Source organism: Candidatus Binataceae bacterium (assembly GCA_035508495.1).
GTDB lineage: Bacteria > Desulfobacterota > Binatia > Binatales > Binataceae > JASHPB01.
In genome coordinates this window covers 1-20,608 of record DATJMX010000013.1, presented here as the reverse complement: position 1 = coordinate 20,608, position 20,608 = coordinate 1, and the positions used below count along the sequence as shown (strand labels likewise).

20 protein-coding genes are annotated in these 20,608 nt (G+C 60.2%); 8 read left to right on the top strand and 12 right to left on the bottom strand.

The genetic code is table 11. The features are described 5' to 3' along the window. Positions 1-7 precede the first annotated feature (7 nt). From VMA09_03970 to VMA09_03955, 4 genes are read right to left on the bottom strand one after another with little or no spacing between them, the layout of a single operon-like run. On the bottom strand, positions 8-1,756 hold the full coding sequence (locus tag VMA09_03970) for a pilus assembly protein N-terminal domain-containing protein (protein HUA32734.1): 1,749 nt from the start codon (positions 1,754-1,756) through the stop codon (positions 8-10). A 27-nt stretch (positions 1,757-1,783) separates the two neighbouring features. Then, entirely contained in the window at positions 1,784-2,923 is a 1,140-nt protein-coding gene (gene cpaB / locus VMA09_03965; GenBank protein HUA32733.1) for a Flp pilus assembly protein CpaB, read from the bottom strand. Positions 2,924-2,959: 36 nt separating this feature from the next. After that, positions 2,960-3,211 (bottom strand): hypothetical protein, encoded by a 252-nt coding sequence (locus tag VMA09_03960; GenBank protein ID HUA32732.1) that lies wholly within the window; start codon positions 3,209-3,211, stop codon positions 2,960-2,962. Between the two features lie 16 nt (positions 3,212-3,227). After that, positions 3,228-3,407, bottom strand: coding sequence for a Flp family type IVb pilin (locus VMA09_03955; protein ID HUA32731.1), 180 nt, complete (start codon positions 3,405-3,407; stop codon positions 3,228-3,230). 1,413 nt (positions 3,408-4,820) lie between these two features. On the opposite strand from VMA09_03955, the gene VMA09_03950 reads away from it, so the two are divergent. Then, positions 4,821-5,720 carry a PAS domain-containing protein gene (locus VMA09_03950; protein ID HUA32730.1) on the top strand — a complete coding sequence of 300 codons (900 nt, stop codon included), beginning with the start codon at positions 4,821-4,823 and terminating at the stop codon, positions 5,718-5,720. 34 nt (positions 5,721-5,754) lie between these two features. On the opposite strand, the gene VMA09_03945 is transcribed toward VMA09_03950, so the two are convergent. Continuing rightward, positions 5,755-5,904, bottom strand: a complete 150-nt coding sequence (locus VMA09_03945) for a hypothetical protein (GenBank protein ID HUA32729.1) — start codon at positions 5,902-5,904, stop codon at positions 5,755-5,757. Between the two features lie 197 nt (positions 5,905-6,101). On the opposite strand from VMA09_03945, the gene VMA09_03940 reads away from it, so the two are divergent. Next, a complete protein-coding gene (locus tag VMA09_03940) occupies positions 6,102-7,019 on the top strand; it encodes a hypothetical protein (GenBank protein ID HUA32728.1) in 918 nt (305 codons plus the stop codon). 145 nt (positions 7,020-7,164) lie between these two features. On the opposite strand, the gene VMA09_03935 is transcribed toward VMA09_03940, so the two are convergent. Both VMA09_03935 and VMA09_03930 read right to left on the bottom strand, forming a co-directional pair. Further along, positions 7,165-7,332, bottom strand: a complete 168-nt coding sequence (locus VMA09_03935; GenBank protein ID HUA32727.1) for a hypothetical protein — start codon at positions 7,330-7,332, stop codon at positions 7,165-7,167. A 25-nt stretch (positions 7,333-7,357) separates the two neighbouring features. After that, positions 7,358-8,959: a multicopper oxidase family protein gene (locus VMA09_03930; GenBank protein HUA32726.1), complete on the bottom strand. Its 1,602-nt coding sequence runs from the start codon at positions 8,957-8,959 to the stop codon at positions 7,358-7,360. Positions 8,960-9,065: 106 nt separating this feature from the next. Between VMA09_03930 and VMA09_03925 the strand changes: the two genes are divergently transcribed. The 5 genes from VMA09_03925 to VMA09_03905 all read left to right on the top strand — a co-directional run bounded on the left by VMA09_03925 (position 9,066) and on the right by VMA09_03905 (position 13,137). Beyond that, on the top strand, positions 9,066-9,386 hold the full coding sequence (locus VMA09_03925; GenBank protein ID HUA32725.1) for a metalloregulator ArsR/SmtB family transcription factor: 321 nt from the start codon (positions 9,066-9,068) through the stop codon (positions 9,384-9,386). Positions 9,387-9,541: 155 nt separating this feature from the next. Further along, a complete protein-coding gene (locus VMA09_03920) occupies positions 9,542-10,819 on the top strand; it encodes an acyl-CoA dehydrogenase family protein (GenBank protein ID HUA32724.1) in 1,278 nt (425 codons plus the stop codon). 12 nt (positions 10,820-10,831) lie between these two features. Then, complete coding sequence (locus tag VMA09_03915; GenBank protein HUA32723.1) at positions 10,832-11,839, top strand: phosphotransferase family protein; 1,008 nt, start codon at positions 10,832-10,834, stop codon at positions 11,837-11,839. Positions 11,840-11,859: 20 nt separating this feature from the next. Further along, a complete protein-coding gene (locus VMA09_03910) occupies positions 11,860-12,216 on the top strand; it encodes a DUF6285 domain-containing protein (GenBank protein HUA32722.1) in 357 nt (118 codons plus the stop codon). Positions 12,217-12,234: 18 nt separating this feature from the next. Then, positions 12,235-13,137 carry a crotonase/enoyl-CoA hydratase family protein gene (locus VMA09_03905; protein ID HUA32721.1) on the top strand — a complete coding sequence of 301 codons (903 nt, stop codon included), beginning with the start codon at positions 12,235-12,237 and terminating at the stop codon, positions 13,135-13,137. A gap of 62 nt (positions 13,138-13,199) precedes the next feature. Here the strand turns inward: VMA09_03905 and VMA09_03900 are convergent, their stop codons facing one another. Next, the gene (locus VMA09_03900) at positions 13,200-16,865 is read right to left on the bottom strand and encodes an SBBP repeat-containing protein (protein HUA32720.1); all 3,666 of its coding nucleotides are present in this window, start codon (positions 16,863-16,865) and stop codon (positions 13,200-13,202) included. Positions 16,866-16,958: 93 nt separating this feature from the next. Next, a complete protein-coding gene (locus VMA09_03895) occupies positions 16,959-18,014 on the bottom strand; it encodes a hypothetical protein (protein HUA32719.1) in 1,056 nt (351 codons plus the stop codon). 15 nt (positions 18,015-18,029) lie between these two features. Between VMA09_03895 and VMA09_03890 the strand changes: the two genes are divergently transcribed. Beyond that, positions 18,030-18,206 (top strand): hypothetical protein, encoded by a 177-nt coding sequence (locus VMA09_03890; protein HUA32718.1) that lies wholly within the window; start codon positions 18,030-18,032, stop codon positions 18,204-18,206. A 222-nt stretch (positions 18,207-18,428) separates the two neighbouring features. On the opposite strand, the gene VMA09_03885 is transcribed toward VMA09_03890, so the two are convergent. The 3 genes from VMA09_03885 to VMA09_03875 all read right to left on the bottom strand — a co-directional run. Then, on the bottom strand, positions 18,429-19,181 hold the full coding sequence (locus VMA09_03885) for a hypothetical protein (protein HUA32717.1): 753 nt from the start codon (positions 19,179-19,181) through the stop codon (positions 18,429-18,431). 40 nt (positions 19,182-19,221) lie between these two features. Next, entirely contained in the window at positions 19,222-19,869 is a 648-nt protein-coding gene (locus VMA09_03880) for a C39 family peptidase (protein ID HUA32716.1), read from the bottom strand. 225 nt (positions 19,870-20,094) lie between these two features. Continuing rightward, a partial coding sequence (locus VMA09_03875) for a hypothetical protein (protein HUA32715.1) occupies positions 20,095-20,608 on the bottom strand: 514 nt, incomplete at its 5' end.

Here is a 20,608-nt window from a genome sequence, read left to right as displayed (position 1 = left end):
TCTTCGCCTAGAATCGCGGCCGCGCCGGGTCGGGTGGATACACGGGCGCGGTCTTGATGTCCTGGTAGCTGAAGTCCGGGACCCTGGTTGGATCGAAGACTTCGCCGTTGCGCGGCAGCGCATTGACAATCTGTGGCGTCACGCTCATCACCAGGTCTGTGTCTTGATCCTGCCAGCTCGTATTGCGGAACAACCCGCCGAGGTACGGAATATCGCCCAGGTAGGGAACCTTCTGCACGGTGGCGGTCTTGGTATGCAGGATGAGCCCGGCGATGATCAGCGTCTGCTGATCGCGCATCCGCACCAGGGTCTCTGCGCGCCGCGTCACGAACGCCGGGATATTGAAGCCGAACATCTGCACGCCATGCGCGTAGTCGGGCTCCGATACTTCAGGCTTGACCAGCAGCTCGATCGAATCGCTGCCGACAACGGTCGGAATGAATTCGACCGAAGTTCCGAACTGCTTGAACACGATCGAAGTGTTGAGCGCCTGCGCGATCACGATCGGAATTTCGCCGCCCGACAGGAACTTGGCCTTTTCGCCCGAATTCGCCAGCATGTGCGGCTCGGCGAGAATTCGGCCAAGCTCGTGCTGCTCCAGGAACTGGAAGAAGGTCTGCGTTGCTAACTGTCCGTTCTGCGTAGCGAGTCCGTAGGTCAGATTCGACGAGAGCAGCATCGGCATCAGCTGGCCGCCCGGAAAGAGCGTCGTCGGCGTCGAACTGCCGCTCGACGATCCCGAGGCGGAATACGGAGTGCCGACGTTGCCCGGCATCCCGACCAACGACACTCCGGCATTGGCCAGCGCGGTCGTGATATTGATGCCCTGGTTCTCGATCTTGCTGCGGTTCAGCTCGGCGACGATCACGTTCAGCATCACCTGCTGCTTGCCGCTGGGATCGATTCGCACCTGGCGTTCGACGTACTGGCCCCGGTCGTCCCACACCGCGAGCGTGGTGAAGCCCGGCTCGTGACCGATAATGTTGATTTGATAAGGATTGACGACCTGTACGTCGGCGACTTTCGAGTCCGCGACGGAGATTCGCGTGAGTCTGCGCGTGAAGTCGACCACCTCCGAGGTACCGGTCATCAGCGTGACCGAATCTTCCGGCAGGTAATGAACGCCGCCATTGACCGACGGTGAAGAATAGCCCCGACCGGAAGCTAGCACCGTCGGGTCGTTGCGATATAGCCGCGGCGCAACGCTCTGCGCCTGGCTCGGCATTACTGGTATCGGCGCATTCGCCGCATTCGCTACGGGAGACGGCGACGCTGGAGCCGCGTTGACGATCGACGTGTCAGTCAGATCGACCGACGCGCTTTTGAAATCCGCCGGCGCGGTCATTCCCGCTCCGGGCCGCGGTGCGAGCGTCATGTCCGTACTCGCCGCGGGCGCTTTGCCGGGAGCAAGGGGCGCTTGCGGCTTGGCCAGGGCCATGACGTTTACATCGTAGGCAACCTTGAGTCCGTTGGCGCGCTGCACTGTGATATCCCACGCGCCTGCTTCGGCGCCGACCAGCACGATCTTTCCCGGCGTCTCCGTATGCATCAGCAACGCGTGCGGATTGTCGATAACGACGACCGTGGGCGCCGAATTTGGGTTGAGCTGGCCAATAACGAAAGTCTCGCCCGCGTGAATCATCACTGCCTGATGCGGCACCGGCTCGGCTGCACCGCTCATCGAGGCCGCGAGGATTATCCCGGCCGCGGCCAGCAGCAGCATCCAGCTCAGCCGCTCACACATCTTGATGTTCATCGTCGTGTTACCTCGGGCACCAGATGCTCACGGGATTTCGATCGTCTTCGGCGCCGGCTTGTAGCCGGGGTCGCCGGGCTTGAGCGCGGACGGCAGGGCTACGGCCACAGGATGCGGCGCCGATGCCGCGGCTGCGGCTAACGATCCGAGTGTCGACAGCGATGGCGGTGGCAGCAGCGCTCCCGGCGCCGGCGATGCCGCGGTGGTCTGAGCTCCGCCGCCTGAACCAGCGTTCGAGTCATCTCCCGAGTTGTCGCGCTCAGATGGCAGCGGCTGGAATCCCGCGCCTGGCGCGGCGTTTCCGTATCGCGAATCAGCCGATCCCATGCGAATGAAGGAGAGCGCCTCGGTGCTGTGCCCGTCGCGCATGATCTCGACGGTGAGCGGTTGAGGGCCGCGCGCATCCGCGTGCCGAAGCGGCGGCGCCTGCCGCTCGAGCATCGGCAACTGACCGGAACCACCATGCAGCAGCTCGCCGATCGAGATGCCGCTGGTGGCGGCGATTGCGTCGTCGCCATACTTGCGCATCGCCAGCCGTATCGTGCCCTCGCGTGTCGCAAGCGTAAGTTTTTCTGCTTCGATTGGGGTGACCAGCAAGGTCACGACTTTCACGACTTCGGGCTGATCCTGGTTGTGCTCGATTTCCTGTGCGACCGCGACAACTTCGATATCCTGTAACACCAGGCGCGAGAACGATGGCTCGCCCTGCCCCGTCGACGAAACCGCGACGAGCACGTCGACATGAGCGTGCGGCTGGACGAACCCTGCGACGTCGGAAACCTCGTCAACCGCGACTGACATCGCGCGCATCCCGGCCGGAATCAAAAGCGGCAGCACGCCCGCGCTCTTCTCCCCGCTAAACAGCTTGCCATCGACCAGCGGCTCGCCAACCGAAATATCTGTTTTTGTATAATCGCCCAGCGCAGCCTGCGGATCGTTGAACGCGCCCGGCGGGACGCTGTCGCGCGACCATCGCGCAAGCTTGATCGCGCTGCTGTCGATTTTGGATCCGATAGGAAGGTCGCGTGCAGCCACGACTATGTCGACGGTGCGCGCAAGTGCGCGTGCGACTTCCTTGTCGCGCTTTTTCAGCGCGGAGAAAACCATCAGCGCCGCCAGCATCGCGGCGAGCCCCGCGATGAATACGAACACGATTGGTCTTCTCATTGGAGGCCCCCTTTTGCCTGCCGTCGAGCCCGTGCGCTAGCCAGCCTCGCGCTCAGCACCGACTAACATCCAGCGCAGACGCAGTGCGCATTCGCGAGCCATCGTATTGCCACCAGCGATCACAAATGGAATCAGCGAAGATGGTGAGAGGAAGCGCTCGCCCACGAGCAGGTCCGGCGAACGACGGCGATCCCGCTCCCGGTCGGTAATCGCCAGTGCCTGCGCAACTTCATGCCAGGCGGCCGGGCGGAGCGCCCCGCCGCTCTTCAGTGGCGTTCCGGTATTCACGGCGTCTTACCCTGAATCACGCACCAGTGAGCGTGTTCTTCACGTTGGTGATCAGAGTGTTGATGCCGCCTTCGAGGCTGGTATAGGCCGTGTAGCCTGCCACCGCGATTGCCGCGATGATCAACGCATACTCAGTCATCGTCTGCCCCTTGTTCGACTCACGGATCCGAACGAACAGTTTGGTAATAGAATCCATCGTACTTCTCCTTGCCGCGAACTCATCGCGAGCTTCGAATCTCGATCCCCTTCAGCATCTGCCGAAGTTTCATCCCGGATGTGCGGTCGCCTGGCGATCACACATACGCAGCACTGTTAATGAGAAGTGCAGAGGTTATGCCAAGAGACCGAGCGGTGAGTATCGCGTCGAGTCGACACATCACTCGATTCAATTGCGATACATGATCCGAAACGTGTTCGGCGGCGGCACAATTAGGGACATGGCTGATGTATAAAGAGAGGGACAGTTGACTCGATCCACCCAACTCGGCAGCGGATAGATAATCAAGTTTATTCAACGATAGACGAAAGAGTTTTTGAAATAGAAATGGAGTGGTCAGACAGACTCTGATCAAGATTGCCATCAAGTGACTAATGGCATAGGAACTTCGCCTATTTCGTTTGCCTATTTCACGCCACGGTCACTGTGTAACAAGATGTGTACTGTGTTCCGTCACCGCTCCATAATAGGACGGCTCGTTGATCTTCGATTAAATCAGCAAAACGAAAATGCCAGGAACGCGGGAAATGCTTAGGCAGATGCATCGTGCGCCGGAAGCCACCAACTTTCATCCAGATGGCGCGAAAGCAATCTTTATTACTCGTATTGACCTTTGCGCGTTCACGCATTACTCTGGTCGCCAAGCGCGCACGTCGCAAACAGGGGGGATAAAGCCGACCAGCAAGCAAGATTAGTCACTGACTCACCATTCCTTAGGTTAGCCAAGGCTTTTGGTGGCTGTTCACAGTTGGTCAGAAGATGCTTGCTCATGGTCTATGGCTATTGCTGGCCTCTCCAATTTGTCTGTGCTCGCGTGCCGATGACACGACTCTCGATTTGGTCCGGATGACGCTACCACTGGACGAGATCGATGATTGGGGGGAGAGTAATGAATAAGCGGCTACAGGAGTGGGCGCTCAGTTTTCCCTGTACTCGGTGTGCATACCTCGGCGTCGAGAAGTTGGGGACGGTCCACGTTCTCGGCAAAGATGACAGGGGCGAGCTGCAGATCATTGCATTTTGCTATGACTGCGCCCGCGTCATGATGAGCAGCCGGCGCCCTCGGCCTGATAGAGTCGGCCCCAAACCGTTGCTTCCTGATGCTCGCACTCAGCCAGTCAAGCTCAATCTCCGCCGGGCCGCGGCGCTAAACCCACGAGCGCAAGCCGAGACTTCAACTTCGTCGGCCATTCTGGAAACACGGCGTCAAGTCGGTCAGCTTCGCAATGGAGTAGCGCAACTGCTCGAGACCATCGGCAGCCTGAAATCTTCGAGCGCGAGTTGGAAGCAGGTCGGTCCCGCCGTGGTGAGCGTCGTCGAGGCGCGACGAGCGCCGGAGGCCAAGTCGTGAATCGTTTTTGACGTAACCCGCGGAACGCCGAGCAAACGTCGATGGCGGACGAGTCGGCCGCAGACAAGCGCAATCTGCTACTGATTGGGATCGGTGCGTCGCCCAACGCAATCGAGGCTCTCAAAGATCTTTTAAGCCTGGTCGAGACGGACCGCGCGAGCGCCTGCGCCATTGCCATCCCGGTTTGGGCTGGTCAGGATAGCAAGCTCTCGCGATTGCTCCGCGCGAACCCGCCATTGCCTATCACCCAGCCTCAGGACATCGAGCGAGTCGACGCCGAAGGCATATACCTGTTCTCGCCTGACAAATACCTCGTCGCGATCAATGACGTTCTGAAGATGCTCGGTGCGGATTCGGTTAGGATCGACAAAATCGTCGCCGGCGGTGGAGGAGCTCCCGAACTCGAACACGAGTTGCAGCGAATCAGAGAGCAATTGCGCACCGCCGAGGAGCGTAATCAAACCGCCAGCCAGGAGCTGCGCTTGGTCAGCGAGGAAATGCGCTCGGCAATTGAAGCGCTCGAGACCGGAAAACAGTCGCTCGAGGCTATCAACCGCGAACTGGTGACGCTCAGCCAGGAATATAAGGAAAAAATCGACGAAGCCGCCAGGGCCAGGAGCGATTTGCAGAGCCTGCTCGGAGTGGCCGAAAGCGCCGCGATCTTTCTTGATCGTGCGTTAAGCCTTTACCTTTACACGTCGCGAGCGCAGCAAATCTTGAACATCGCACCCGCCGACATCGGTCGCTCGTTCGCCCGCTTCGCCAACCGGTTGAACTACAATGACCTGGAAGCGGACGCCGCGAAGGTAATGCGTTCGCGAACGCCGATAGAGCGCGAACTCCAGACCTTAGACGGCGATCGCTACCGCGCGTCGTTGCGGGCGTACTGCACCCCAGACGAAAAAATCGAAGGAGTGATGCTGCGCCTCGCGCGCCTCTGAGCAGCAACGCCCATAGCCTGCGAATATCGAACGCTCAGTCGCTGGCGGCGGGAGCGTTGCCGAAGTACTGCCCTACTTCGAGCATCCAACGCTCGACGCGATCGAACCCCACCACATAAGCGACACCCGCCGCCACGATCGCGAACACGACGAACGCTGCTAACTGCCTGTGTACTCTGCTCACCGGCCCTTCAGAATTGCGACGATAGGATTATTGACGCGCCAATGCCAGCAACGTGCGACTTTGCATCGGTTTCGCGCGCCGCATTCGTTCCCTGGTGTCGAAACAGGCCGGCCCCGATGTCAGCATCTGCCTATCGGACTGGCGCTCACGATCATTTCGCGATCATAATCCGAGTGAACTAACGATTGGGGATGCTCATGGTCGCAGCACGCGGACTTTCACGCTGGGGAACCAGGATCGTTGGCGCTTGGATCGCGGCGTGTCTCGTCGCCGTCTCCGGATGCGCACCGATCGCGCTTACTACTGCGCGCGAGAAAATGTCACGCGGCGAATACGCCGCGGCGCACCAACAACTCGTGGAGTTGTCAGAGCGCAGCGACCTTTCGACGACTCAGCGCCGCGAGGTCTATGACGATCTCTGCCTTTCTGAATTCATGATCGGCCGGCCCGCCTATCCGCTCTCCGAACAGCGTATCCGATGCTCCGCCGCTGCGGCTCAACCCGGCAGCGACAGCACTACAGTGTTGGCCCGAATCGACGCCAGGATTCGCGATAACGCGGCACACGAGGTCGAAATCGCGCTCGCAGCCGGCAATTTGTCGGCGGCGGAAATCGCCGCGATCAACTACTTGAACGCACCCGGGGCAGATCGCGCGGAGATTGAAAAATGGACGCCACAGATGTGGGTGCTGGCAGACCGCGAGATTACCGAACGCGTCACCGGCGGTAAGAAACGCGTCGCGTCGGCGGTCGCCGGGCTGCGCAGCGAATATCCGAACATCAAGGGCATGAGCAAGACCTCGTTCGAGCAATGGGCACGAAAGTCAGCGAACGCGGGCGCGACGCAGCTCATCGCGCGCAATCAGCTTGATGATGGAACAATGACCTTGTGGGTCGCCAACGACGCGCTCCCGACCGCCGCGCTGCATCTCGATGAGTTCGCAACGGTCAACAGCGCGCTGGCGGTGCGATGCGGTTGCTCGGCACGCACGCGCGTCAGCGGCAGCAACGATCTGCCCGTCTATCTGGTTTATCTGGACGCCGACCTCGGTCAGTCCGACGTGTTTATCCTGCCGGGCGCGCGGATGGGCGAGCCCGAAACCGCGGCGCAGTAGCAATCAGGCAGAACCTCACCACAACGGCGCGCGGCCGCTAAGGATTTCTTCATATTAGTGACGGCGTGCCTTTGTGGTGATTTCGTTCTGGTCTATCCTGAATCGATTCAAAGCCAGGGAGAATCGATAAATGCCTCGCGTCTATCTATGCATTCTGTGCGGTGAAAGGATCGACGTCAGCGATCAGTCCGGCGACGATTACGTCGTCACGCGCGTCGAGCACGATGAGAACCCGATGGAATGCGCGCACCTGAGGTGCGAGCTCGAACGCGTGAAGCACCGCTTCGGAAAAGCTCGCGAACTCGACTAACACCGGATCCGCATGAACCTGAAGTCCGCTACGCGATTAAGAAATTCGCGATCATTGCCGTGTCTTCGTGGGGCAGGATATGGCAGTGGAACACTGATTTGCCCTTCCACTGTTTGAAACGCATGCGCACCTTGGTTTCCGAGAATGGCGGCAGCCAGAGGGTGTCCTGGATGCGATGATAGTTACGGTCCCACGGCGTCCCCATCACTTCGAATGAATTGACGTGGATGTGAAACGGATGGATGCCGTCGGAATGGTTATTGAGCGTCCACTCCTCGGCCGTACCCAGGCGCACGTTCTGATCGATTCGGGTCTCGCGGTAGAGTTGCTCGTTGATGAGAAACTCGTAGCCGGTGAGGATGCGCTTGCTGGCAAGGCGCATCGTGAAGAGGATGCGGCGGCGCGTCGCGATTTCGTGATCCTGGATCAGCGGGTACTCGCGCGCGGGCTGCGGCAGCTCCTTGGGAATCGCCATCGCCGTCTGGGCTCCGGCCACGACGAATTTGGCCAGCGCGAACGACGGCATCGCCATCATCTCGCCCATCGCCTCGCTCAGCACGGTGGGTGAACCTTGCATTTGCGGCAACGTCCGCAAGGTCGCCGCGAGTGGATGGCGCGGCGCGCGAATCAAAAGCTCGATCCGATTGCCAGGCGCCATCTTGATTGCGGACCTGGGACTGGTAGCCGCCAGCGCAGGCTTCAGGAGGTTCACGCCATCCTGCCCGATCACGTAGACTTCGAGCTCCGGCATCACGAGCTGCATCGGGATACCGTCAGTGCCATTGAGAATCCTGAGCCGCATCACCTCGCCCGGCTTCATGCGGTACGTCTTCAGCGCGCCGGGATTGAGCGTCGGTTGCTTGGTTCGTCGATCGATCATGAGCGCCGGCTCGCCGTTGACCGTCAGCAATTCGATCTGGGTCATGAAGGCGAAGCCACCCTGATCTGGTTCCTTGTAAGCGATCGGCTCCCATCCCCACTTTCCATCCGGCAGCGGATTGATTTTCGGATTCTGGATCGCCAGCAGCTCATCGCGCGCGGCCTTGATTTCGGGAACCTCGTCGATCGGTCCTTTGACGAGCACAAGCCCGGCCATCCCGCCGCCGACCTGCACAGTCGCGGAGCCATGATGATGCGGATGATACCAATAGAGCCCCGAGGGATGATCGTCGGGAATCTGGAAGTCGTAGGTGAGCGATTCGCCGTGATTGATCGCGATGAAGGCCGACGCGGGATTGCTGGTACCGACCGGCGCGAAGAGATGCGGCACGATCTGCATCCCATGCATGTGCAGGTTCGTCGTATTGAAATCGTACGGATTGTTTTCCGGATCGACGCCGAACGCGGGCGTGGCGGGCGGGTTCGGCGGCAGGCTGTTCGACAGCGTCACGCGGAGCATGTGCCCGGGCCGCGTGACCATCAGCGGACCCGGCAGGCTCGCGTTGTAGGTGCGCGTGCGCATGCGAAATCCTGCGAGCGTGCGCTCGGAGTAGGCGACGTTGAGCGCGTAAGCATCGACGCCCTCCTGCGCTGACGCACGCGCGCTGGGCCAGACCCCGAGCATCGCGGCCGAAGCGATCGCGGCGCCGCCCGCAAGCACTTGTCGCCTGGAAACAGGACGAGGATTCATCAGCACAGCCTCCGGATGCGCCAAGCTAATCGTGATCGCGCATCTAAGCGCAACTCGAAACTCGCGTCGTTGACAATATGGAACCTGCGAGTAACATATCCTCACGATGTCGATTGATCGCACCATCGCCGCGCTCGCCGATCCCACCCGCCGCGAACTCCTGCATCGGCTCGCGCGCAAGCCGTGCCGCGCCGGCGAGCTCGCGCGCGGTTTCGCGATAAGCCGCCCCGCCGTCGTCAAGCATACGAGGATGCTCACGGGCGCGGGCCTCATTCGCGCGCGCAAATCCGGCCGCGAGCGTATCTACGAGCTCGCCCCCGAAGGCCGCACGGCGCTGACTTCATTGATAAAGAAGCTCGAGGAAATGAGCGCGTTCTGGGACGCCGCGCTCGACGCATTCAAGCGCTACGCCGAAGAGAACGGCTGAGCGCTTTCCGGGCGCATTCGGATCATAACGAACGTTCAGAAAACCCTGTCGCTATTGAGCGAACTTCAACTGACCCGGGTTCGCGCGGTTAGGACTTTTGCGCCCGATCGTGGCATGCTAGACGCCTCGCAAGATTTTGCCGGAGGACATTGAACGTGGATTTCAGCATTCCGCCAGACATAGAGGCTTATCTCAAAGAACTCGACGATTTCATCGAGCGCGAAATCAAACCGCTCGAGCGTGAGAACGATAACATCCGATTTTTCGACCATCGCCGCGAATGGGCCCGCACCGATTTCGAGAACGGCGGTCTGCCGCGCCACGATTGGGAAGCTCTCCTCGGCGAGATGCGTAAGCGTGCCGACAAGGCCGGGCACTATCGCTACGGGCTGCCCAAGGAATACGGCGGCAAGGACGGCACCAACCTGGGCATGGCGATCATCCGCGAATACCTGGCGGCCAAGGGCCTCGGCCTGCACTGCGATCTGCAGAATGAAAGTTCGGTCGTCGGCAATCTTCCGACCGTGCTGATGTTCCGCGACTTCGGCACCGAAGAGCAAAAGAAAAAGTGGATTCCGGGAATCCTCGACGGCTCGCTGCGCGTCGCGTTCGGCCTCACCGAACCCGGTCACGGCTCCGACGCGACCTGGATGGATACGCGCGGTGTGCGCGACGGAGACGGATGGCGCATCACGGGCGCCAAGATGTGGAACACGGGCCTGCACGTCGCGACGCACGACTTCGTGTTCACGCGCACTTCGGGCAAGGACGGCAGTCCGCGCGGTATCACCTGCTTCATCGTCCCGGTGAAGAGCGAGGGCATCAAGATTGAAGAGTACCTCTGGACCTTCAACATGCCGACCGACCATCCGCGCGTGTCCTTCAACAATGTTTACGTTCCGGCCGGCGAAATCCTGGGCGATCCTGAAAACGGACTCGCCGTGGCGCAACATTTCGTGCATGAGAATCGCATCCGGCAGGCGGCCTCGTCCCTCGGCGCAGCGCAATACTGCATCAACGAGAGCGTGAAGTACGCCAAGGATCGCAAGCCCTTCGGCAAGCCGCTCGCGAGCAACCAGGCCATCCAGTGGCCGCTCGTTGAGCTGCATACCGAGGCCGCGATGCTGCGCGAGCTGATCCACAAGACGGCATGGCAGATGGATCACATGCCCAAGCCCGAAGTGGCGCTCAAGCTTTCCGACAAGGTCGCGATGTGCAATTACCGCGCGAACCGCCTCGTCTGCGACGCGGCGGACCGTGCGATGCAGGTGCATGGCGCCATCGGATACTCGCGGCACAAGCCCTTCGAGCACATCTTCCGGCATCATCGCCGCTATCGAATCACCGAGGGCTCCGAGGAAATCCAGATGCGGCGCGTGGCGCAGTACTTGTTCGGATTCTTCAAGGACGGGCGCGTGCCGTCGGAGGGATGATCTGCGAAGCGCATGAGCAATGAGGATTTTGTCGCGCGGCTTGAGGCCGCGGTGGCGCGTCATATCGGCGCGCCGGGCACGATTCATAACTTTCAGCGGCTGACCGGCGGCGCCAACAAGACGACCTATTCGTTCGACGCCGACATCGGCGGCAAACGCGAGCCCTTCATCCTGCAGGTGCCCGCGCCGGCGCCGCCGCCCGACCCGAACGATCCGCTCGCGGAGTATTCGGTGCGCATCACGGGCGATCAGGATGCGCGCCTGATGATCGCGGCGGTCAAGGCGGGCGTGCCCGCGCCGCGCGTGCGAGCGATATTGTCAGAAGCCGATGGCGTCGAGGTCGGATGGGTAACCGAGCGTATCGAGGGCGAGACCCTGATGCCGCGTATCCTGCGCGAGGATCGCTACGCGAAGGCGCGCACGCTGATGGCGGCGCAGTGCGGCGAGATTCTGGCCGGCATCCACAAGATCGATCTGGCCGAAGTGCCGTTCCTCAAGTACCTGAGCGCCGCGCGCCAAATCGAGTCCTACCAGTTGACGGCCGACATGCTCGGACTCCGCCTGCCCGCGTTCGAACTCACGCTCCAATGGGCCAAGGAGAATCTGCCCGTCAATCCGCGTCACACCGTCGTGCACGGCGATTACCGCGCCGGCAACTTCATCGTCGGCGAGGAAGGGATTCGCTGCATCCTCGATTGGGAGGGCGCGCAATCGGGAGATCCGATGCAGGACATGGGATGGCTGTGCGTGAAGACCTGGCGCTTCGGCGGACGCGGACCGGTCGGAGGCTTCGGCCGCCGCGAGGATCTCTTTGCCGCGTATGAAAAGGCCAGCGGCCACCGCGTCGATCCGCTGCACGTGCGATTCTGGGAGGCGTTTGGCTCGACGCGCTGGGCGATCGCGAGCCTCCGCCTCGGCACGCGCGGGATCGAAGAGGTCGATATCGAGCGCAGCACGATCGGACGACGCATCGAAGAACCGCTGTGGGATTTTCTCGCACTGGTTGAAGGCCGCGATTAGATAACAGGAAGTTAACGCCTATGCCGAAGAGCATGCCCGAGGCGACCTTGCTGCTGAAGGCCGCCGTCAAGTACATCGAGAACGAGTTGTTGCCGACTCTCGACGGCTACCATCGTTTCAAGACCCGCGTCACGGCCAACGCGCTTAACACCGTGTATCGCGAGCTGACGATGCGCGCGGAGCAGGAAGCCGGGGAGCGAAAGCGCCTGGTCGACTTGCTCGGCCACGACGGCAGCGTCGAAGAGCTGAGCGGCGAGCTATGCGACAAGATTCGCAGCGGCGCGTTCGCGCTCGACGACACGAGGATGCGCGATCACGTGCGGCAGTCGCTGAAGGACGCGCTCGAAATCAACAACCCAAAGTGGCTCAGCCGCTAACGGAGATAATCAAACCAAATGGCTTACGAACAGATTCTTTACGATGTCTCGGACAACATCCTGACCATCACGCTCAACCGTCCGGAGAAGCTCAACGCGTTCACCGGCCAGATGATGAACGAGATGATCGACGCGTTTAATCGCGCCGATGCGGACGACAATATCCGCGCGATCATCGTGACTGGTGCGGGGCGCGCCTTCTGCGCGGGTGCGGACCTCTCGGCGGGCGCGAAAACCTTCGACTACGAAGCGCGCGAGGATCGTCCGGATCGCAGGCCGAAGCGCGATGCGAAAGGCGAGATCGATCTCAGCGACGAGTCGATCCGCGACGGCGGCGGGCTGCTGACACTGCGCATCTTCGAGAGCAAAAAGCCGGTGATCGCCGCGGTCAACGGACCCGCGGTCGGCGTCGGCGTGACGATGCAGCTCGCGATGGATATCCGCCTCGCCTCGGAGAACGCGCGCTTCGGTTTCGTGTTCGCGCGCCGCGGGATCGTGCCCGAGGCGTGCTCGAGCTGGTTCCTGCCGCGAATCGTCGGAATCTCACAGGCGCTGGAATGGACTTTCTCGGGCCGGGTCTTCCCCGCGCAGGAGGCCTTCGACGGCGGCCTCGTGAAGAAGGTTTACAAGCCCGAGGAGCTGATTCCCGCGGCGCGCGCGCTCGCCAAGGAGATCGCCGACAACACGGCGCCGGTCGCGGTCGCGCTCATTCGTCACATGATGTGGAAGATGCTCGGCGCGGACCATCCGATGGAAGCGCACAAGGTCGACAGCCGCGGGATATTCGTGCGCGGCGCGTCCGCCGACGTTCGCGAGGGCGTGACGTCATTCCTCGAAAAACGTCCCGCCAAGTTCCCCGACAAAGTCACCACCAATATGCCGTCATATTTCCCGTGGTGGCAGAATCGCAAGTACAGCTAAAAACAAAAGGGCGCGGGAGTTGTGATGCTCCCGCGCCCTGCTCTTTCACTTGTCGATCTAATCTAGCTCGTACCCTGGCCGACCAGCAAGTCACCCTGAGTGCCGTTGCTGGCATTGCTCGGTAACAGGAGGGTTGACACTCGTTGACCGGGTGACAACGGCTTAAACTCGAGCTCGACTCCGCACTTGCCTTTGGCCGCCAGCGTTCCACCCGCTGCGCAAGGCAGCAGTCCCTTGACGGTGGTCACATTGGGGATGATGACGAAATCGAAGTTATCGCCGCCCTGAACTCTCAGGTAGCCCAGCACCAACGGACCTGTTCCAGTGTTTTGCACGGTCACCGTTAGCGGCTTTGAGACGGTCCGGAGCTTTATCTTGCCCGCGAAGCCGGTTTGTGTCGGCGCCGTCACTTTGCCGGTACTGGTAAATCCCAGCCGAGTTGCGAATCCGTTCACGATCGGCGCCGTCGAGGTGTTGCCGAACTTCTTTTGCGCCGGGTTCAAGAGTGGGAAGTCGCTTGAAAATGTCAGCCCGGCAAGGAAAGTATCGCCATTGCTGCTGGCGCCGATTCCGGTGATTTCGTCGTAATTTCCTCCGCCGAGCGACGACGCGAATTTGAAACTCCCGCTCGACTGAAGAATGTAGAAGTACCCATCTGACTCGCGATAATTGCCCGCGAACAACTTGCCGTTTGTCACCGCGAGCGGGAACATGCAGCACGGCTGACTGGCCGAATCGATACGGCTGAAGGTGGCAGCCGCGTTGGAGCTCTTCCAGAGCGTACCCATGCGCTGATTGTCGCCCACACCTGCGTAAACAATGGCCGGATTCGAGCTTGCGTCATCCACCGCGACGTAGTTGAAAACCGAGTTCGGCACGACCGCCGTTTGCCGCAGATTATTGATGAAACCATCATTGCTGGCGATCACGCCGTCTCCGAACGTGCCGGCATATACGGTGTATGGGGTGGTAGTGGTATCGATCGCCATCGACAGGATGACGTCGGAATTGACGTTGGTCGGCGCGAATGTAAACCCGGAGTCAGTACTGACAAAGATTCCCTTGTCGGTACCGATATAAAGGATGGCGTGCTTCACATCCTCGATGCCGGAAAAGACTTGCGTACGCTGCCCCGCTCCCGCGATGCCGGTCGAGGCCGCAAAGGTCGCGCCCTGGTTGGTGCTGATATAGAACCCATTCTTGTTGCCTTGCCATACCAGCACGTTGGAACTTGGTGACCCGGGATTCGAAATGAGGCCGCCGGTCAGGTCCGACGCAACCCAGTAAGAATTAGCCGGCAAGCCGGAGCCAGCGGGCAGCGAGCTTATGGCTCCGAACGATTGCCCGCCATCCCCGGAGGTATAGAGCTGATTATTAGCGGTTACGTAGACTGGTTGCGGTCCGGTATGGCCGAACGTCTTGGCGATCGCGATCGCCGACACCTGAGCGCTGAGAAAGGTCGTCACGGAGAAAAACGTCTTGCCCAGGTCGGTGCTGCGGTACAGGCCCATCGTATTGGTGCCCGCATAGATTATCGTGCCGCTGGGAATTTGATTGGTCGGGATTGTGTTATCGATCGCAAGCGCTTGGGGACTCACTGAGCCAAAAGTCGATTTCCAACCCGCATCGGATATAATCGAGAAGGTCTGGCTATTGGTGGTGCTGGTAAACAGCCCGCCGTTGATCGCGGGCGTCGGCTGCAGCGGCTCGGTTTGACTGGCCTCCGATACGCGGAAGGTGGTGCCGCCGATATATTGCTGCCCCGACGAGTCCATGCCGACCGCGAATGCGTCGTCAAAACCGGTGGTGCCTATATAGTTGATGCTGTTGATACCGCTGCGCGAATCAATCTTCGCGATGAATCCATCTTCCAGACCGCCGAATGCACTTCTGGAATTTGGCAGGTCCGCCGAGAACGTATATCCGCCCACGGTAGCCGCGCACGGAACTGTGCAGTTCGATCCCGTCGCAATACCCGTCGCCACATCGATACTGCTGCCGCCGAGAAAGCGCGAGAAAATCAGCGACTGTGATGACGCCTTGGTCGTGTCGAAGGTCGCAACGATCGCATCGAGTATTCCGCCGAACTGCGGGATAGTCACTGGCGCCGATCCGCCGCCGCCGCCTGCCACCCAGACCGTGCCGGTTACACCACCGTAAGCCGCTCCGTTCAGGAAGGTCACGCCGGTCGGCGTGTTTGCGCTTGGGGCGGGGCCGCCGAAGTATGTCGAATAGGACATCGTCGGCGAACCACCCGTAGTCGTGGGGGGATCAATCCGGGTCAGGAAGCCGGAACTGACAACGCCATTACTTGGATTCTCGGTCTGGTACGCATTGCTGATCGTAGTCGGGAAATCGTCGGAAAACGTTTGCCCGGTAATATATGCGGTGCCGCCCGGCTCCGCCGCGACGCCCATGCCGAGATCATCGCCGCTGCCGCCGAGATACATCGAATAGCGAATCGAGTTGCCGGCTGGATTCAGCGACGTCAGGAACGCGTCGAATCCGCCGCTCAGGCTGCCGCCGCCCGACGTTACCGGGAAATTCGCCGAGTCCGTGTACCCACTGATGTAAGTGTCGCCGGCGGTATCGAACGCGATACCGGTTGCGACATCAGTCTGGCTTCCGCCGAGGTAGGTCGAATAAACGAGCGCGCCCGTAACATTCAGCTTGGTCACGAACGCGTTGTCGATACCGTTCAGCTGCTTCTGCACGCCGCCCAGCAGTGGAAAATTGCTGCCGCAGCAGGTCCATCCGGTGATATAAGCATTGCCCGTTGGATCGACGGCAATCGCCTGAACCTCGGCGATCGTACCGCCGAGAAAGGTCGAATAGAGTATCGAGGGATCGATGACCAATGGCTTGGTATGATCGTAGTCGCCCAGAGCAACGGTCACTTTCGATTTGTCGCTCAGGACGTAGCTTGCTTTCACCGGCCGGCGCTCGGCGCCATCGGCCTGGTAGGCCACCGGCTTGCCGATAACGCCACGCTCACCGCCCACGCTGGCAATGAGATTTCCGTCGCGATCGAGCCGCAGTGAATCGGCGCCATCGAACTTCATCTTCACCGCACTCGGGTCGGCGCCAGGGGCTATATCGATGTCGTACTCGAGTCGTCCATTGGTGCCGTAGAAAGCCAGATCAATTCCGGGATAGACGGATTCATACTTGACCCGTCCAAAGGAATTGATCCCCGTATGCCACTTCGATCGATCGTTTCCAATCAAATAGTTAGTCGTGCCGGGAAGGCGATCGGTCGCGGCCAGCGTCGGACGCCTGGCGGAACCTTCAAATGAGACTTTGAACGCGGCTGTGCGCACCGCGCGAGAATCGCGCGCGAGCATTCTCAGCCCGGGACGCGGATCGACAGACCCCTTGGTTCTGCCGGGCGTCGTATCCTGCCGGCTGATTGAAATAATCGCGCCATCGCGAGTGAGAAAAACAGATACCGGGCCATTGTGCGCCAGGTACCGAACTGAGCGATCGGTCTGTCCATTGTTGGCTTCGAATCCCAGCGGCAGCTTGCCGTACGAACTGAGTATCGCGGCATGCTGACTTACCGGCGCTGCGGATGCGATTGCGGGACGCACAGCGCGCTGCGGTTGGATCGGATTTCGTGCCGGTTGCGAGGCTATTGACGCTCCCAAAAGGAGCCCAACTCCTACAACGAGGAATACTCCGCCGACGATGCGGGTTGGTGCATACTTATGCGCGGAAACGGATTGCATAGTGCTACTCCTGACACGAGACGCGGCGGGACCTGCAGGTCGGATCAGGATCCCGCTATGTCTCGTTAAACCAGTTGAACGTCCGTCGCCAGCCTAGAAATTGAAGTAGTAGGGTACGTAGAGGCTGATCTGATAGTTTGGCGCGGATTCAGTCGCGCCGATGCCGGCCTGGATATACGGAAACAAGTTATGCGTCGCGGCCCAGGTTGCCCCGAATATAAACTGCGCGGCGTTGGTGCTGCTCTCGGGTATCGTGTTCCACGATCCTCCACCCGTGGCTCTGACCTGGGACGAATTCGTGATCAAGTCCTGTACTTCAGCCATCACGCTGAAGCGCTCGTTGAGCGCAAGCGTTCCGCCGAGCGTGTAACTGAGCGCATTGCCCGGTGCGACGGTGCCGGGCGTTCTCTGGTTTTCGACGGTGCTGATGTCATTAACGTGCTGATCGAACTCGTAGAAGAACTGGCCGCTGCCGAAGAGCACGATAGGGTCGAGCTCGCGGATGATCGAGAAGCCGCTCGATACACCCCAAGTGCCCTTGCCGGTCGGAAGATTATTCGGAAACTTGAGGTTAGTATTGCTGGGATCGGTGATCAGCTTGATTCCGTATGGACTGGTACCGGTCGGCGCGGAGAACTGAGTATTCCAGATCAGATTCGGGAACCATCCGTGTTGGTTCAGTAACTGCCAGTAGAAGCCGCCGCCGACGTCGCCGAGCCCCCATTTGTTAACCGTGGCCTGAGATTCGTTCGCGGTTGAGAATTGAACGCCCTGTGATTTGAAAGACGTCCATTCGAACAGGTAGGGAACGCTGACGTTCAATTCAAAATTGCGCGTGAACGCATAATAGATCTGCGGATTCCATTGGAAGATATTCGATTCCGTGCGCTGGACACTGATATCGCCGAGGAAGATCGAATTGAACGCAAGGAAGCCGTTGAGCACGACATCCCTGTTGTCGGAATAGGCGTAAGTGAACTGGGGATAGAAGGTAAGACCGGGGCGAAACAGCGCATTCTGCTGCAGATAGGCGGCCTGGACGCTGATCGGTACCGCCGGGGTTTTTCGCGAGCCGCTCGAAGCTTGCACTTCCGGTGTGGCGGCGGCTCCGCCGGCCGCTGGGGTGGCCCCCGCAGCAGGCTGAGCCACGACGAACGATCCGGTGTGGCCCGGCGGAGTTACAGCAGCCTCACCAGGGACGGCTTTCCTGCCAGTCTTGGCATGAATGGCGGTCTGCAGGTCGCGGAGCTGATTCTCCATCGCCTGCATCCGCTGCCGTTCTTCGACAAGTTGCTCTTCGAGCTGTTGACTGCGCTGCTCAAGGATCTGGTCGGCATTTGAGGTTGTGGCTGGACTGGTTTGAGAAAAAGCCGATCCGGCCAGCATCGGTATCGCGCCAGCTACCCCAATCGCGAGCGCAATGCCCCTATTCCGCACGAACGTTCTTAGCATCCGACCTGCCCCTTGCTGCTTTGCCGCACCCCGCACCCCCAGCCCGCCACCGCTGCGTTACCGATTGGTTCTCGCCTATACAATCTGGCGTGACCGGTTACGCTTCGTATCTCAATGAAACAGAACCGGCAGACTCTGAAGTATCCCGCTCAACCCGGCTTCGCTCCCCACCCCCGGCTCGGTCTGGACTTGCAACGACAATGTGTTCACCGCGCTCGTGAGGTTCGCATCGAGATTGACCGCCTGCTGAATCGATCCGTTTCCGATTTGCTGATCGGCTACGCCGACGCCCGGCATATCGACGCTAACCTCGATTCCATTGTTGTCCGTAGAAACCTTGCAGCCGGTGCACGGCGTGCTGGCTGGGAAGCCGGTGCCCTGAGTACCCGCACCGGTCGAGGCCAAATCGACCACGGCTACGTTGTGTCCCTGGTTATCCGAGCCACTGATTTGGACCGTCTGCTCAACGCCCCCGGTCAGATTGTTGGGTGGCACCGAGATGGCGATGCCGCCGGTCGGAGTCGAGGAGGTTCCAGTCCCGGCCTGTTGCGAGGTGAGAGTTTCGGAGATCACCGAGGTCGGCTGCCCATTCTTGAAGTTGACGCCAATCGTGTAGCCCGCTGTCTCGGTAGTGCCGTCCGACGCCTGCAGCGTGCTCTCCGCGGTGATGCCGAAAAAAATAATTGAGCCGTTGCTCGGAACGAATTTTCCCCGCATTCCGCCGAGTTCGCTGTCACTGATCGGTTGAGCTTCTGCCGCAGTCAGGCCAAGGTCCGGCATCGCGGCCGATGCGACCCGCGCTCCGCCGCTGATCGCCAGGATCGCCGCGAGCGCCGCACCGCCGCCCAGGATTACTAACTTCATAGATGCCTCCCACCCGCTACGCACGTGAAACAGCCTGAAATCATTTGCCCTGGCCAATGCTGATACCGGTGCTCACGCTGAGTATCGACATCTGTTGCAAGGTGAGCGGGTTGAGTTGTGGTATCAGCACCCGCGCCTCCTCCTTGGTTCCTAGCGGCCGTTCCACGACTGCCAAAGGATTATCCGGAATATAGCCAGGCCCTACAACAGCAAAGACGACCTGTTGCACCCAATCATTCAAAAAAGATTCAAGAGGCATGATTCGGTTGCCCAAGGCGGGATCGGCAACGTAAACGTAGTCTGGGTTCGCTTTGCGCATTACGACGAAGTGCTCATAGCCAGCCATGTTGAGCAGAACTATCACCGGCACCTTGAGATCGAAGAGCGCTTGGGGCTGCAGCTTGTAGCCCAAACCGTGGTAGCCCAAAGTGTCGAGAAATGTTGCCATATCCAGCAGCGAAAAGCCTCGCTTCCGGATAGCTTTCTTATCGCCGACCGCATACATCGCACGGAAAACCTCGTTTTCCGAGGTGAGGTTCATGCCGTATTCGTACTTCAGCACGGTCGAGAGCGCGGCCGCTCCGCAACTGAAGTCATAGCCTTGTGGGACGAGATTGTGGAAGCGCTGGTCTTTAAAGGTCTCTATGCTCGTGTAAATTGGCGCACCACCGGGCAGAACCCCCGCCATAACGGTATCATTGGTCCTGGCCGATCCGTCGTTACAGGAGACCGCAATAACAACAAGTGTCAGCGTTGCAACACTTACAATGCAGGTGAAGCTTCGCTTGGCACAGAGCAACATCGATATTTCAGTTTCCCTTCGTGTTGCCCCATGCTCTCAGCAGGAGGATGAGGCGGGTCGGAGGCCGCCCGAGAGCGGCCTCCGACCTCGATTACATTACGCTGCTTAGGCTTAGTGTCCCAGCGTGATGTTGTTAACCTGCTGGTTAGCAGTACCAGCCGCCTGGTTGAACGCAAGCGCTCCGGAAACCGAGCCGAAGGTGGTTCCACTGGCAGCCGCACCCATAGTAGCCGAATCCGAACCGCTCTTGAACAGCTCAGTGATCGTACCGTCGTTCGCGATTGTCTGGCGGCCTTCGTTCTCAATCGCGTTCGAACCGGCGCTCGTGCCGCCGGCGCCAGTCACTTCGGCGACCGTCGACAGGTTGTTACCCTGCTGGTTGGCGATACCCGCTACCTGGTTGAGCGCCACGCTGCCCGAGATACCGTTCGCGATAAAACCGCTACCCAGAGCGATAAACGGCGTTCCGGTCGCATCGGTGATATCGGCCGGGCCACTGACGGTCGTGGTCTGCTCAAACGTGAACAGCGACGACACGGAAGTGCCGGTACCATGCGTGCCAGTGAGAGCGGTCGAGCCGGCATCCTGACTCGCGTCGATGTGCACAAACACCACCTGGGCGTTG

Excerpts from the sequence above, each read along its gene's own strand:
- VMA09_03970 (HUA32734.1), bottom strand. The coding sequence starts at position 1,756 with ATGAACATCAAGATGTGTGAGCGGCTGAGCTGGATGCTGCTGCTGGCC.
- VMA09_03915 (HUA32723.1), top strand. The coding sequence starts at position 10,832 with ATGAGCAATGAGGATTTTGTCGCGCGGCTTGAGGCCGCGGTGGCGCGT.
- VMA09_03885 (HUA32717.1), bottom strand. The coding sequence starts at position 19,181 with ATGAAGTTAGTAATCCTGGGCGGCGGTGCGGCGCTCGCGGCGATCCTG.
- VMA09_03940 (HUA32728.1), top strand. The coding sequence starts at position 6,102 with ATGGTCGCAGCACGCGGACTTTCACGCTGGGGAACCAGGATCGTTGGC.
- VMA09_03955 (HUA32731.1), bottom strand. The coding sequence starts at position 3,407 with ATGGATTCTATTACCAAACTGTTCGTTCGGATCCGTGAGTCGAACAAG.
- cpaB (HUA32733.1), bottom strand. The coding sequence starts at position 2,923 with ATGAGAAGACCAATCGTGTTCGTATTCATCGCGGGGCTCGCCGCGATG.
- VMA09_03910 (HUA32722.1), top strand. The coding sequence starts at position 11,860 with ATGCCGAAGAGCATGCCCGAGGCGACCTTGCTGCTGAAGGCCGCCGTC.
- VMA09_03950 (HUA32730.1), top strand. The coding sequence starts at position 4,821 with ATGGCGGACGAGTCGGCCGCAGACAAGCGCAATCTGCTACTGATTGGG.
- VMA09_03880 (HUA32716.1), bottom strand. The coding sequence starts at position 19,869 with ATGGCGGGGGTTCTGCCCGGTGGTGCGCCAATTTACACGAGCATAGAG.
- VMA09_03900 (HUA32720.1), bottom strand. The coding sequence starts at position 16,865 with ATGCAATCCGTTTCCGCGCATAAGTATGCACCAACCCGCATCGTCGGC.
- VMA09_03930 (HUA32726.1), bottom strand. The coding sequence starts at position 8,959 with ATGAATCCTCGTCCTGTTTCCAGGCGACAAGTGCTTGCGGGCGGCGCC.
- VMA09_03905 (HUA32721.1), top strand. The coding sequence starts at position 12,235 with ATGGCTTACGAACAGATTCTTTACGATGTCTCGGACAACATCCTGACC.
- VMA09_03925 (HUA32725.1), top strand. The coding sequence starts at position 9,066 with ATGTCGATTGATCGCACCATCGCCGCGCTCGCCGATCCCACCCGCCGC.